The sequence below is a fragment of the Streptomyces sp. CA-210063 genome (assembly GCF_024612015.1).
In the GTDB taxonomy this organism is placed as follows: domain Bacteria; phylum Actinomycetota; class Actinomycetes; order Streptomycetales; family Streptomycetaceae; genus Streptomyces.
The window spans coordinates 2,030,584-2,045,204 of sequence record NZ_CP102512.1 but is presented as its reverse complement, the minus strand read 5'-3'; the positions used below and the strand labels follow the sequence as shown (position 1 = coordinate 2,045,204).

Here is a 14,621-nt window from a genome sequence, read left to right as displayed (position 1 = left end):
GCGTTGTCCTTACATGGCCCGGATTCGTAAGAGATTCCGTCACGGATTGCTCAGCGGTGTCAGAGGTGGCGGCGCCGGTTGGCCACCTCCCGGTCGTACGTCGCGCGCGCCTCGACGGCCGCCGGGCGGGCGGCGGTCTCCGCGACCGGGACGTCCCACCAGGCCTCGGCCGGGGGAGCGGTGGGCGTCGGGTCGGTCTCGATGTACACACAGGTGGGACGGTCGGAGGCGCGGGCCGCGGCCAGGGCTTCGCGTAGTTCCCGCACGGTCTTGGCGCGGATGACGTCCATGCCGAGGCTGGCCGCGTTGGCGGCGAGGTCCACCGGGAGCGGGGCGCCGGAGAACGTGCCGTCGTCGGCGCGGTAGCGGTAGGCGGTGCCGAAGCGTTCTCCGCCGACCGACTCGGAGAGGCCGCCGATGGAGGCGTAGCCGTGGTTCTGGATGAGGACCAGGTTGACGGGCAGGCCCTCCTGGACGGCCGTCACGATCTCCGTCGGCATCATCAGATACGTGCCGTCCCCGACCAGCGACCAGACGGCCGTGCCGGGCGCCGCCTGCTGGACACCGATCCCGGCGGGGATCTCGTAGCCCATGCAGGAGTAGCCGTATTCGAGGTGGTACTGGCGGGGGCTGCGGGCGCGCCACAGCTTGTGCAGGTCGCCGGGGAGCGAACCGGCCGCGTTGATGACGACGTCCTCGTCACCGACGACCGCGTCGAGCGCGCCGAGGACCTGGCTCTGCGTGGGTACGGCGTGTTCGTCGGCCGGGGTGTAGGCGGCCTCGACGATCTGCTCCCAGCGCTCCTTGCCGGCCCGGTACTCGGCCTCGTACGCCTCGCTCACGCGGTGGCCGTCCAATGCCTCGGCGAGGGCCGTGAGACCGGACCGGGCGTCGCAGACCACCGTGCGGGCGGCCAGCTTGTGGGCGTCGAAGGCGGTGATGTTGAGGTTGACGAAACGGACGTCCGGGGCCTGGAAGAGGGTGTGGGAGGCGGTGGTGAAGTCGGTGTAGCGGGTGCCGACGCCGATGATCAGGTCGGCGGTGCGGGCGATGTCGTCGCAGACCGCCGTGCCGGTGTGGCCGATGCCGCCGAGGTCGGCCGGGTGGTCGTACCGCAGGGACCCCTTGCCCGCCTGGGTGGACGCGACCGGGATGCCCGTGGCGTCGACCAGCGCCTTCAGGGCGTCTTCGGCCTCGCTGTGGTGGATGCCGCCGCCCGCGACGATGAGCGGACGCCGGGCGGCACGGATGGCTCGTACGGCTTGGGCCAGCTCGACCGGGTCGGGCGCGGGACGCCGTACGGTCCACACGCGCTCGGCGAAGAACTCCTCCGGCCAGTCGTACGCCTCCGCCTGGACGTCCTGCGGGAGGGCGAGGGTGACGGCGCCGGTGTCGGCCGGGTCGGCGAGGACCCGCATGGCGTTGAGGGCGGCCGGGATCAGGGCCTCCGGGCGGGTGATCCGGTCGAAGTAGCGGGAGACCGGACGCAGGGTGTCGTTGACCGAGACGTCGGCCTCGGTGGGGTGCTCCAGTTGCTGGAGCAGCGGGTCGGCGGTGCGGGTCGCGAAGTAGTCGCCGGGCAGGAGGAGGACGGGCAGCCGGTTGATGGTGGCCAGGGCGGCGCCGGTGACCAGGTTGGTGGCGCCGGGGCCGATGGAGGTGGTGACCGCCTGGGCGGAGAGGCGGTTCAGCTGACGGGCGTAGCCGACGGCGGCATGCACCATGGACTGCTCGTTGCGGCCCTGGTGGAACGGCATCGTCTCCTCGCCGGCCTCCAGGAGGGCCTGGCCGAGCCCCGCGACATTGCCGTGGCCGAAGATGCCCCAGGTCCCGGCGATCAGCCGGTGGCGTACGCCGTCGCGCTCGGTGTACTGCGCGGACAGGAACCGCACCAGCGCCTGGGCGACGGTCAGACGGCGGGTGGGCTGGGACATCGGGACCTCACAGGGGCGAAGGGGTTGTGGTGGGTGGCGGGGCTTGTGCGGCCTGAACAGCGTGGGTCGCGTCCGGCGCTTCTAGGGGCGCGACCGGCACCCACTCACCCGCGGACGACGACGGGCGGGACGCCGGTCTGCAACGGATAGAGATCGATTCCGATACGGCCCAGGGCGATCGGATCGGAGGATTCGGGCATGCGCGTCGCTCCTCGGGTGGGGGATGCGGGCCACCGGAGGTCCGTGCGCGCGGGGTGTGCGAGCACTCAGGTCCGGATGTATCCCAGGTTTAGGACCCGAAGCGACCCGCTGTCAAGGATTTGTACTGACATTCGGACCTGAGCCTGAAATGATGTCTTAACAAAGTATTGACAGGCGGGTGTGTCAGGGGTTTGTATCCCGTCCCAACGAAACAGCTCAGTCGGCCTACCGGCACAATGATCCGGACTTCGATGTCCGGGCCCGCGCGGGCACTCCGCCCGACGCTGTCCCGTTCCCTTTCCACCTGTCGCACAGTGAGGTGCAGGAAAGATGGACCGCACGTTTTATCCCCGCTCCCGTAGAGTGGCCCCCTTCTTCGCGATGGCCGCGGCATCCGCGCTGCTGATAGCCGGCTGCTCCAGCGGTTCCGGCGGCAAGGAGGCCGAGGAGGGCGGGGCGGACGCCTCCGCGGGCAAGGCCGACACCCCCAAGATGACGGTCGCGATGGTGACCCACGCCGGCCAGGGCGACACCTTCTGGGACATCGTCCGCAAGGGCGCCCAGACGGCCGCCGACAAGGACAACGTCGAGCTGATCTACTCGAACGACCCGAACGCGGCCAACCAGGCCAACCTCGTCCAGAACGCGATCGACCAGAAGGTCGACGGCATCGCCGTCACCCTCGCCAAGCCGGACGCGATGAAGGACGTCATCGCCAAGGCGGAGAAGGCCGGCATCCCCGTCGTGGGCCTCAACTCCGGTATGGATGTGTGGCAGGAGCAGGGTCTGCTCTCCTTCTTCGGCCAGGACGAGACCGTCGCCGGCGAGGCCTTCGGCAGGAAGCTCAACGAGACCGGCGCCAAGCACGCGGTCTGCGTGATCCAGGAGCAGGGCAACGTCGCCCTTGAGGCCCGCTGCGCCGGCGTGAAGAAGACGTTCGAGGGCGAGACCGAGAACCTCTATGTCAACGGCACGGACATGCCCTCGGTGAAGTCCACCATCACGGCCAAGCTCAAGCAGGACTCCTCCATCGACGAGGTCGTCACCCTGGGCGCCCCGGTCGCCCTGACCTCCGTGCAGTCGGTGGACGACGCGGGCAGCAAGGCGAAGGTCGCGACGTTCGACCTCAACAAGGAGATGACGGACGCCATCAAGTCCGGCGACATCGAGTTCGCCGTCGACCAGCAGCCCTACCTGCAGGGTTACCTGGCCGTGGACTCGCTCTGGCTCTACAAGAACAACGGAAACTACAGCGGCGGTGGCGAGGAGCCGGTGCTGACCGGTCCTGCCTTCGTGGACAAGGACAACGTCGACACGATCGCCCAGTTCGCCGCGAAGGGCACCCGGTGATCCGACCATGACCCAAGCAACGGCACCGGCGGCGAGTTCACCCTCGTCGCCGGCTCCGCCGGCCGCCCACAAGGACGGCCGAACCGCACAACGCTCCCTGGGCCGACGCCTGTTGGCCCGCCCCGAGGTCGGCGCGCTCATCGCCGCGATCGGCGTCTACGCCTTCTTCTTCGCGGTCGCCCCCTCCTTCCGGGAGACCAGCTCGCTGGCGACCGTGCTCTACCAGGCCTCCGTCATGGGCATCATGGCGCTGCCGGTGGCCCTGCTGATGATCGGCGGCGAGTTCGACCTGTCCGCCGGTGTCGCGGTCACCACCTCCGCCCTCACCGCCGGGATCCTCAGCTTCCAGCTCACGGTGAACGTCTGGACCGGCGTGTTCGTCGCGCTGATCGTGTCCTTGGCGGTGGGCGCCTTCAACGGCTGGCTGCTCATCAAGACCGGACTGCCGAGCTTCCTCGTCACCCTCGGCTCCTTCCTGATCCTCCAGGGCTCCAACCTGGCCGTCACGAAGATCTTCACCAATAACGTGGCCAGTGACTCGATCGCCGACATGGACGGCTTCGACCAGGCCAAGAGCATCTTCGCCTCGGAGATCGGCATCGGCGGCGTCGACTTCAAGATCACGATCTTCTACTGGCTGATCTTCGCCGCGATCGCGACCTGGCTGCTGCTGCGCACCAAGTTCGGCAACTGGATCTTCGCCGTCGGCGGCAACAAGGACAGCGCGCGAGCCGTCGGTGTCCCCGTCAACTTCACGAAGATCGCCCTGTTCATGGGCGTCGGCGCCGGGGCCTGGTTCGTGGGCATGCACCTGCTGTTCTCGTTCAACACGGTGCAGTCCAACGAGGGCGTGGGCAACGAGTTCCTGTACATCATCGCCGCGGTGATCGGCGGCTGTCTGCTGACCGGCGGCTACGGCTCGGCGATCGGCCCGGTCATCGGTGCCTTCATCTTCGGCATGGTCAACCAGGGCATCGTCTACGCCAACTGGAACCCCGACTGGTTCAAGGCCTTCCTCGGCGTGATGCTCCTGATCGCCGCCCTCGTCAATCTGTGGGTCCGCAGCCAAGCGACCCGGAGGTGAACCACCCCATGACCACCACCAACGGATCCGCTGCCGACGGCACGCCCCCGAAGGACACCGTCACCGACGCGACGCCCGGCCAGGACACGCCCATCGTCGAGCTGAAGGGGACCGGCAAGGCCTACGGCAACGTCCGCGCCCTGCACGGCGTGAACCTCGCCGTCCACCCCGGCCGCGTCACCTGCGTCCTGGGCGACAACGGCGCCGGCAAGTCCACCCTCATCAAAATCATCTCGGGCCTGCACCAGCACACCGAAGGCGACGTCCTCGTCGACGGCAAGCCGGTGCGTTTCACCACCCCCCGTGAAGCCCTCGACGCCGGTATCGCCACCGTCTACCAGGACCTGGCGGTCGTCCCGCTGATGCCGGTGTGGCGCAACTTCTTCCTCGGCTCCGAGTTCACGCGCGGCCCCTGGCCCGTGCGCCGCCTCGACATCGACAGGATGAGGAAGACCGCCGACGAGGAACTGCGCAACATGGGCATCGTCCTGGACGATCTCGACCAGCCCATCGGCACCCTCTCCGGCGGCCAGCGCCAGTGCGTGGCCATCGCCCGCGCCGTCTACTTCGGCGCCCGCGTCCTCATCCTCGACGAGCCCACCGCCGCCCTCGGCGTCAAGCAGTCGGGTGTCGTGCTGAAGTACATCGCCGCCGCCCGCGACCGCGGCCTCGGCGTCATCTTCATCACCCACAACCCCCACCACGCCTACATGGTCGGTGACCACTTCAGCGTCCTGCGTCTGGGCACCCTCGAACTCTCCGCCACCCGCGACCAGGTCAGCCTCGAAGAACTCACCAACCACATGGCCGGAGGCACCGAACTCGCCGCGCTCAAGCACGAGTTGGCCCAGGTCCGTGGCGTGGACGTCGAGGAGCTTCCCGAGGAGGGCGACCTCACCGCACCCGTGGCCACCTCGAAGGACGGGGCCGCGTGATGTCGGCGGCTGCCCCCTGAGGGCAGCCACGCCGATGACGACGGCCGGGTCGTCAGGACGACTTTCCTGGTACGACGGCCCCTTCGACCGAGGGGGCGTCCAGGAGGGGCGTCCTGACGACCGAGGCCGTACGCATGGACGATGTAATGACGGTGTATTGACGGCCCTTCAGGTGGACCAGTCCGTTCCCCGTCGCCGCGGCCCAACCACCTCGCACCTGCGTTCCAGCGCTGCCGCCAAGGCGTTTGACGATGTCTCTTTGCCGCACGGACTTGGCTGGCGATCGCCTTGCTGTTCGGTTACCGGGCCGTCACTATGAGGTGTGCCGCCCGGAGCCGTACGCCCGAGGAGACGCCTATGGACAGGTACGAGCAGCCCTTCGCCACGAGCGTCGTCAGGGACTTGCACGACACCTCGCTGGATGAGGTTCCGGAGTCCGCTCAGGAGTCGGCTCTGGCAAGGATGCTCGCGGGTGGCGGAGAGCCGGTGGCCGCCTTCCAGTCGTCGCTCTGACCAGGCTGACCGGAACGACGAGGAATCGTACCGGTGACGGTGGCGGCGCGGCCCTTCCGCCAGTTCGTGATCAAGGTGCACAGTCGCTGCGATTTGGCCTGTGACCACTGCTACGTCTACCAGCACGCCGACCAGAGCTGGCGCGGGCGTCCGGTGACGATGTCGGAGGAAACGTTCCGCCGTACGGCTGACCGGATCGCCGAGCATGCCGCCGAGCACCGACTCACCCGCGTCCATGTCGTGCTGCACGGCGGTGAGCCGCTGCTCGCCGGGCGTGAACGACTGCGCGGCTACGCCCGCCGACTGCGCTCCGCCTTGCACGGCGTGGCCGAACTCGACCTGCGTATGCAGACCAACGGTCTCCAACTGGACGACGCGTTCTGCGAGATGCTCGTCGACGAGTCCATCGTCACCAGCATCTCGCTCGACGGCGACGAGGCGTCCAACGACCGTCACCGGATCAGGCGGGACGGCTCGGGCTCCTACCGGGACGTGGTGCGCGCGGTGCGCCGCCTGGGCGCCCCCGCCCACCGGAGCGCCTTCGGCGGGCTGCTCTGCACGATCGACGTCGAGAACGACCCGGTGGAGGTGTACCGGGCGCTGGCCGAACTGCGCCCGCCCGCCGTCGACTTCCTGCTGCCGCACGCCACCTGGGAGTACCCGCCGCCCCGCCCCGGCGGAGAGGCCGGCTCCGACTACGCCGACTGGCTGATCGCCGTGCACAAGCAGTGGACCGCGGACGGCATGCCGATGCGGATCCGGATGTTCGAGTCGATCAGCCGGCTGACCCGCGGCCGGGGCAGCCTCACCGAGGCGCTGGGGCTGGGCAGTTCGGATCTGCTGGTGGTGGAGACCGACGGCGCCGTCGAACAGGCGGACTGGCTCAAGACGGCCTATCCGGGAGCCCCGGACACCGGCATGCACATCGCCACCCACCGCCTGGAGGAGGCCGCCGAACACCGGGGCATCCAGGCCCGCCGCGCCGGACTCGACGGGCTGAGCGCGCAGTGCCGCGCCTGCCCCGTCGTGTCGGTCTGCGGCGGCGGCCTGTACGGACACCGCCACCGGAAGTCGAACGGCTTCGACAACCCCTCCGTCTACTGCGCGGACCTGCTGAAGACCATCGAGTACGTCCAGATCAGCGAACGCGACGACGCCGAGGTCCGCCACGGCTGGCACGGCCTGTCCTGGACCCACTTCGACGAACTTGCCGCCGGATACGGCAGCACGGCGGCCGTCCGGTCGCTCGCCGCGGCCCAGAGCAGCCAGCGACGGGCTCTGCTGGCCGCCGCCCGCCGGGCGGACACCCAGGACCCCCGTGACTCGGCGGACTCGGCTCCCGGCGGCCCGGCGGCCTCGGCCCCTGGCTGGGAAGCGATCCTCGCCCTGCCCGCCGGCGCCCTGGACATACTGCTGGCCGACCCCTATCTACGCGTGTGGGCCCTCGCCTGCGGCCAGTCGGCACGGCGGGCCGAGGGCCACCCGGCCGAGGCCGCGCTCTCGGCCGTCGTACGCACCGGGGGGCAGCTGACCCTGCCGGTCCCGCTGCGGCACGGCCCCGAGGGCTCGGCGATCCATCTGCCCGGCATGGGGCGGCTGTTGCTGCGCGCCGGCAGCCGCGACCGGCGGTCCGGGACCGTCACCGTGACGGCCGCCGACTCCGCGCTCACCGTGGAAGGGCGGACCCTCGGCCGGGAGCGGCCACCCGCCGGCATGATCTGGCAGCCGCTGCGGCACCTGTCCGCGGAGGGGCTGGACGTGGCCTTGGACGACCTGGACCCCGCCCGCGACTGCTACGGGTACGAGCCGTTGCCCCGACTGGACGAGGCCGAATTCCGACGGTGGGAGTCGATGTTCGGGGAAGCCTGGCGGCTGATCCGGACCGAGTACCCCGACTACGCGCCGGGGATCGCCGCCGGGCTGACCGCCGTGACCCCGCTGGCCCCCTCACCGACCGGTGACGACGTCAGCGCCACCTCCCGGCACGCCTTCGGCGCGGTCGGTATCGCGCTGCCCCGCTCGGCCGAGGACCTCGCCATGCTGCTCATCCACGAGTACCAGCACGTCAAACTGGGCGCCATGCTGGACATGTTCGACCTGCTCGACGGCCTCGACGAGCGCCGCTACCGGGTGCTGTGGCGGCCCGACCCCAGGCCGCTCGACGCCATCGTCCAGGGCGCGTACGCCCATCTCGCGGTCGCCGACGTCTGGCGGATCAGGGTCCGCCGCGGTGCGGCGGACGTCGGCGCCGCCCTGCACGAACGCTCCCGCGTCGAGGCGGACAAGTGGCGTACGGCGGTGCTGGACGCCCTCGACACGGTGGCCGGAACCGGCTCCCTGACCGCCCTGGGTCACCGCTTCGTCCGAGGGCTCCGGGGCGAGGCCGAAACTCTGGGAGGAGTGGCCGAAACCGGTCCGGTCGCGGTGTAATGGGGGACCAACTCCCGTTCTCCGCACCGGTGTCCGCTACAACTTGCTCCGGCCGAACCCTGGCACCGGCAGTGGTTTTCGCGTTCCAATGGATCCTGGAGGAGATTCAGCTGTGATGCTCGGGGCTGGGAGGCCCGAGGTGGGCGACGGGGGAGGGGAAAGGCGAGTCCATGATTCATCCGGCTTCTCAGGCGACCCGGTCGACGGTTTCCTCCGATCCGTATGTGTTCTTCATGAGCTATGCCCGGACACCGCTGAAGGGGGCCGCGCGGGCCAGGAAAGATCCGTCGGATGTGGCGCTGGAGCAGTTCCACGCCCAGTTATGCAGCGACATCATGCAGTTGACCGATCACGACGGGGAGGAATCGCCCGGATTCCTCGACCTGAGCATGGACCCCGGCGACGACTGGGAGAGCAGACTCAAACAGGCCCTGGCCACCTGCCGGGTCTTCGTACCGATCTACAACAGCCGGTACTTCAAGAGGGAGTGGTGCGGAAGGGAATGGGACGCCTTCGCGCGGCGTCAGGAGGAACAGCTCCGTACCCGCCCGTACACGGGCAACGCGATCGTCCCCGTCCTCTGGGTGGGGCACCAGCATCTGACGCTGCCGCCCACGGCGGCGAGGGTGCAGTACGCCCACCCCGATCTGGGTAAGGATTACCTGCAGTCCGGTCTCTACGGACTGAAGCAGGCGGGCCGTCACCTCAAGTACCGCAGCTCCGTGTGGACGCTCGCCCAGATGATCGTCAAAGTGGCTCAGCAGACCAGCCTTGAACCGTGCGACGTGGAGCTGTTCAAAGACCTCCGGAATGTCTTCGAGGGGGAATAGCGGGATGCCGATGTTCTTCATGAGCTATGCGCGGGTTCCTGCTCCCCGACACCGGGATGCCTCACAGGATCCCAATCGTCTGGTTTTCCAGTTCTTCGACGAACTGTGCGGGAAAGTGGCACGTCACGCGAGAGTGTCACGGGAGGAGGCCGGGTTCGTCGAGCGGCCCGGGACGCCGGGGGAGAAGTCGATCAAGGCGCTCCTCGGCTGCCAGGTCTTCGTTCCGCTGTACTCGAAGCGGTACTTCAGCAATCCCCAGTGCGGGCGCCAGTGGACCGCCGTCACCCAGGGGGCGTCTCAGGGGGTTCGGCCGAGCATGGTCCCGGTGCTGTGGACCCCGTATTCGCCGACGTCGCTCCCCAAGAGGGTCAAGGAGCAGTACCCCGAGGTGCCGGAAGGCATCGGTGAAGCGGCCGAGAACTACGCCTCCATGGGGCTGCACCGGCTGCTCGACCAGTTGCTCGACCTGACCGAACGGCCGGACCCGGACGACGAGAACGCGGCGGCCCAGCTCTCCGCCCAGGTCGCCCAGGTCACCGACTGGCTCGCCAAGCGCATCGTCGACCAGGCGGCCTCCGTGCCCGGGCAGTCGCGGGTGTCCACCGGCGGCGGCAGGACGGCGGAGCCGACGACGCTGGCCGGCCTGGACGACGCCTTCGCCGATCCGCCCTTCGCCTCCCCGCTGCACATCACCGTGCTCGCCCCGACCGAGGAACAGTTACCGGTAGGCCGGGACAACACCCGCTACGGACCACGCGTCGACGACTGGCGGCCCTATGGCCAAGCGGTGGGACCTCTGGTCGAGCAGATGGAGGCCCTGGCCCGCAACCTCGGCTTCGAGCCCACCGTGCTGCCCTTCCACAAGATCCAGGCGGAGCTGCGGGGTGCGGAGATCCCGACGGCCCCCTGGATCCTGGTGGTGGATCCCTGGGCGCTGGAGAATCCCCAAATGGCCAGTCAGGCACGGGAGTTCGACAGGGCCCGGCGTCCGTGGACGGCCGTGCTGAGTACTCTGGCGGGGGACGATCTGCAGACCAAGGAGCAGGCCGACCGGCTGCGTGGACTGCTGACGACGCACTTCCCCCGCTTCCTCAGCGAGGGCCGGGCGGGAGAGCAGGATGCGGTACGCGGGCTGGCCGGGGCGGATGTCTTCACCCGCTGGTTCAGTGAGCTGGCCGAGGCAACCAAGATCCGCTATTTGCGGTACATTCATTCACAATTGTCCCGGAGCGGAGCTGGCGTCCGGGAAGTTCCGGAATCCGGTGCGGACCTGCCCCGACGGCCCGACGCCGGCAGGGACAACGGGGCACCGAGCGACGGACGTCGCGTGGAGGGCAGGCCATGACCGGCGACGACGCGGGCAGGATCATCACGTTCTACTCGTACAAGGGTGGTACGGGACGGACGATGGCACTGGCCAACACGGCCTGGATCCTGGCCTCCTCGGGCAAGAGTGTCCTGGTGGTCGACTGGGATCTCGACGCTCCGGGTCTTGACCGCTTCCTGCACCCCTTTCTGAGTGAGAGTCAGCTGCGCACCACACCCGGGGTGCTCGAACTGGTCAGCCGGTCCACCCAGTTCATGCTCCAGGCGCTGAACATGGCCGAGCAGACGCGTCAGCTCGAACTCGATTCCGAACTGTCGGCCGCGGCCGACGCCTGGGCGAGTGACGGAATCGCTCTCAACAGCTGCCTCATCCAGGTCGACTGGGAATTCCCCGCGGGAGGCCAGCTCTACTACCTCCCGGCCGGCACGAAGAACAAGGGCTACCTCTCGGCGTTCTCCCAGTTCGACTGGAAGCCCTTCATGGACGGGCCGCTGGCGACCAGGTTTCTGGAAGGGCTCAAGCGCGAGTTCGTCGAGAACTTCGACTACGTCCTCATCGACAGCCGCACCGGGCTCAACGACATCTCCGACATCTGCACCGTCAACCTGCCCCACACCCTCGTCACCTGCTTCACCCCCAGCAGCCAGAGCATCGAGGGCGCGGCGGGCGTCGCCGAGCGCATCGACGGGATGCTGTACGGCAACCGGGACATCCGGATCCTGCCCGTCCCCATGCGGGTGGAGAACGCGGAGGCGGACCGGCTGGACGCCGCCCGGGGACAGATCCAGTACCGCTTCGACCGGATCGTGCGCAAGCACATCACCGACCGGGACCCGGAGGACTACTGGGGCAACGTGGAGATCCCCTACCGGCCCATCTACTCCTACGAGGAGACGCTCGCCCCGTTCCGCGAGCAGCCGGGGGACCCCAAGAGCCTGCTCGCCGCCTACGAGAGACTCACCGAGGTCATCACGGACGGCCAGGTCGACTCGATGCCCCGCATCGACGAGACGCTGCGCCGCAAGACCCTCGACCGGTACACCCGCCACCGCCCGCCGCGCATCTCCGACGTGTACGTCAGCTTCGTTCCCCAGGACCGGAGTTGGGCCAACTGGGCGGGCGCGGTCCTGGAGCAGGCCGGTTTCAAGGTCCACCTGGCGCAGGAGGGCACGGCCGAGGGCGCCCAGCGCAGGGACGAGATCGAGCGCGGCGTCGAGTCGGCCTCGCACACCCTGGTCATCTTCTCCGAGACCTACCTCAGGTCGTCCCGCTTCCGCACCACCTGGGAGGCGGTCTACGCGGAGGGCGACCGGCGCTCGCACCAGCTGGTCTCGATGCAGGTCGACAGGAAGCTGTCACTGGACGCGCCCTTCACGGAACAGCTCGCCGACATGACCCGCTGCGACACCGGAGAGGCGGCCCGTGAGGCCCTGCTGGCCAGCTTCGGCCGGACCTCCGAGTCGCTGACGCGCAATCACTTCACCGGCGCCGAGCCCAAGTTGCCCCGCTACCCCGGCGCCGAACCTCCGGTCTTCGATGTCCCGTTGCGTACGTCGTCCTTCACCGGGCGGACGGAGCTGCTGGAGGGCATCCGGGAGAAGCTGTGGAAGGAGGACAACCGGGCTCTCGTGCTCAAGGGCATGGGCGGGGTCGGGAAGACCCTGCTGGCCCAGGAGTTCGCCTACCGCTACAAGAGCGACTACGACGTCATCTGGCACATCCAGGCCGAGCAGAAGATCCTGGCCGTCGAGCGGTACGCGGCCATGGCCGAGAAGCTGGGCCTGCCGGTGCGGACGAACCCGACCGACACGGCCAAGACGGTCTACGAGGCGCTCAACCACGGTGAGCCGTACGGCAGTTGGCTGCTGATCCTGGACAACGTGACGGAGGCCGACTACCTCCCCGAGTTCATGATGGACGGCCGGGGCGGCCACATCCTGATCACCAGCCAGCGCGCCGAGGGCTGGGGACGGTTCGTGGACACCGTCGACGTCCCCGTGTTCGAGCGGGACGAGAGCATCGCCCACCTCCACAGCCGACTGCCCGACTGCGGCTGGGCGGAGGCCGACCAGATCGCGGAGGCCCTGGGCGACCTGCCGATCGCGATCGAACGCGCCGCGGCCTACATCGAGCAGACCAGAGTCGACGTCCGCAGCTACATCAAGCAGCTCCAGCCCCAGGCCACCGGAGCCCCGGACGACAACACGGTCGGCGAAGTCGTCAAGTCGAGCACCAACACCTGGGAGTTCGCCCTCGGGCAGCTGAGGGAGAAGTTCCCGCCCGCGGTGAAGCTCCTGCAGATCTGCTCGTACTACAGCCCCGAGCCGATCTCCATGGACCTGCTGGAGGGCTTCGAGGTCTCCCGGGCGCTCGGCGGGGTCCGCACGGTCTCCCGCGCCTACAAGGAGCTGAGCAAGTTCTCCCTGGTCACGGTGGACCGCAAGGCCCGGAGCGTGACGGTGCACCGGATGATGCAGATCGCCATGCGCGAGGAGATGACCGACGCGGAGCGCGAGGCGGCGCAGGAAGTCGTGTACCGCTCGCTGATCGCCGCCAGGCCGAGCGGGGACGACCCCGAGAACCCCAACACCTGGGAGAAGTACCGCATCATCTGGCCGCACCTCGGCACACCGTGGGCCGAGACCGCGCCCGACGAAGGCATCAAGGAACTCTTCGTGGACCGGGTGCGCCAGCTGCGCCGCCGGGGCGAGCTGAGCCAGGCCATGGACTACAGCTTCCGGCGGGTGGCCGCCTGGTCCGCGGAGGGCTCACCGGACGAACGCTGGACGCTGCACATGCGCTTCCAGATCGCCAACATCCTGCGCGCCCAGGGCAGGTACGAGGAGTCGCTCGCCCTCGACCAGGAGGTCCTGGAGCGACAGCTCGCGGTGCTCGACGACGTGGACGACCAGCACATCCTCATGACCACCAGTAGCATCGCGGCCGACCTGCGGGGTCTTGGCCGACTGACGGAGGCTCTGCGGTACGACGAGGAGACGTACCAGCGGTACGAGCTGATCTACGGTGAGGACCACGCGCGCACCCTCAGCGCGGCCAACAACCTCGCCGTCGCCCTGCGACTCTCCGGCGACTACTACAAGGCCCGCGATCTGGACCGCAAGACGCTGGAACTGCGTGAGGCGATCCAGCTCCACGACCATCCGCTGACCATCGAGTCGGCGGTGAACCTGGGCCGCGACCTGCGTGACTGCGGTGACTACGAGGAATCCGTCACCCTGCTGAAGCGCGCGTACGAGCGCTGTCTGCGCAATCCTCGCCTCACCCAGGGTTCGCCGACCGTGCTCAACACGGCCAAGGGGCTGGCCGGTTCACTGCGCCGGGCGGGCCGGCCGGTGGAGGCCGAGGAACTCGTGCGCCATGTGCTGCGGAGCACGCCCGACGGGGAGAAGGGGTCGTCCGCCGAGCAGTTGCTGCTGGAGATGAGCCTGGCCGGTGACATGGCCGCCCAGGGGCGGGTCGACGAGGCGCTGACCCTGATCCGCAGGGTCCAGGAGGACCTGAGGGACAACCTGGGGGAGGGCCACTCCCAGACCGTCGCCTGCTCGGTCAACTACGCGGTTCTGCTGCTCGGCGACGTCGAGTCCATTCGTCCCGAAGCGGCGGCCGAGGCACGGGAGTTGCTGCGCAAGGCCCAGGACCGCTTCAGCACGCTCAACGGCGAGCACCATCCCTATGTGCTCATCTGCATCGCGAACCTGGCCGTCGCGGAAGCGGCGCTCGGCGAGTGGGAGGAAGCCCGAAGGACCTGCTCCGAGGCGTTCCAACTCCTCAAGGAGGTCCTTGAGCCCACGCACCCGTCGACGCTGACCTGTGCGGGGAACCTCGCCGTCATCCTGAGCCGACTGGGCCGGGCGGACGAGGCCCGCACCAACCACCATGACGCGCTGGCCGCGCTGAGCAAGCGCATCGGCCGGGAGCACCCCCGGGTACTGGCCCTCCAGGAGTGGGATCTCAGCTGCCTCGACCTGGAGCCGCACCCCATCTAGGGGTCGTCGA

Annotated in this window: 9 protein-coding genes; 8 read left to right on the top strand and 1 reads right to left on the bottom strand. The window is 68.9% G+C overall.

The features are described from left to right. Nucleotides 1-59: 59 nt before the first annotated feature. Entirely contained in the window at nucleotides 60-1,934 is a 1,875-nt protein-coding gene (gene iolD, locus JIX56_RS08860; RefSeq protein ID WP_257538226.1) for a 3D-(3,5/4)-trihydroxycyclohexane-1,2-dione acylhydrolase (decyclizing), read from the bottom strand. A 531-nt stretch (nucleotides 1,935-2,465) separates the two neighbouring features. On the opposite strand from iolD, the gene JIX56_RS08855 reads away from it, so the two are divergent. From JIX56_RS08855 to fxsT, 8 genes are all read left to right on the top strand, one after another. Beyond that, nucleotides 2,466-3,485, top strand: coding sequence for a sugar ABC transporter substrate-binding protein (locus tag JIX56_RS08855; protein WP_257538225.1), 1,020 nt, complete (start codon nucleotides 2,466-2,468; stop codon nucleotides 3,483-3,485). Between the two features lie 7 nt (nucleotides 3,486-3,492). Then, nucleotides 3,493-4,569, top strand: coding sequence for an ABC transporter permease (locus JIX56_RS08850; protein ID WP_257538224.1), 1,077 nt, complete (start codon nucleotides 3,493-3,495; stop codon nucleotides 4,567-4,569). 8 nt (nucleotides 4,570-4,577) lie between these two features. Then, the gene (locus tag JIX56_RS08845) at nucleotides 4,578-5,504 is read left to right on the top strand and encodes an ATP-binding cassette domain-containing protein (RefSeq protein WP_257538223.1); all 927 of its coding nucleotides are present in this window, start codon (nucleotides 4,578-4,580) and stop codon (nucleotides 5,502-5,504) included. A gap of 357 nt (nucleotides 5,505-5,861) precedes the next feature. After that, a complete protein-coding gene (gene fxsA / locus JIX56_RS08840) occupies nucleotides 5,862-6,017 on the top strand; it encodes an FxSxx-COOH cyclophane-containing RiPP peptide (RefSeq protein ID WP_257538222.1) in 156 nt (51 codons plus the stop codon). A 33-nt stretch (nucleotides 6,018-6,050) separates the two neighbouring features. Continuing rightward, nucleotides 6,051-8,447: an FxsB family cyclophane-forming radical SAM/SPASM peptide maturase gene (locus tag JIX56_RS08835; protein ID WP_257538221.1), complete on the top strand. Its 2,397-nt coding sequence runs from the start codon at nucleotides 6,051-6,053 to the stop codon at nucleotides 8,445-8,447. A 233-nt stretch (nucleotides 8,448-8,680) separates the two neighbouring features. Next, nucleotides 8,681-9,277, top strand: coding sequence for a TIR-like protein FxsC (locus tag JIX56_RS08830; RefSeq protein ID WP_257538220.1), 597 nt, complete (start codon nucleotides 8,681-8,683; stop codon nucleotides 9,275-9,277). After that, the gene (gene fsxC / locus JIX56_RS08825; RefSeq protein WP_306819835.1) at nucleotides 9,258-10,622 is read left to right on the top strand and encodes an FxsC protein; all 1,365 of its coding nucleotides are present in this window, start codon (nucleotides 9,258-9,260) and stop codon (nucleotides 10,620-10,622) included. Before JIX56_RS08830 ends, fsxC begins: the two co-directional genes overlap by 20 nt. Then, the gene (gene fxsT, locus JIX56_RS08820; RefSeq protein WP_257538218.1) at nucleotides 10,619-14,611 is read left to right on the top strand and encodes an FxSxx-COOH system tetratricopeptide repeat protein; all 3,993 of its coding nucleotides are present in this window, start codon (nucleotides 10,619-10,621) and stop codon (nucleotides 14,609-14,611) included. The genes fsxC and fxsT overlap by 4 nt, the downstream gene beginning before the upstream one ends. Nucleotides 14,612-14,621: the final 10 nt, after the last annotated feature.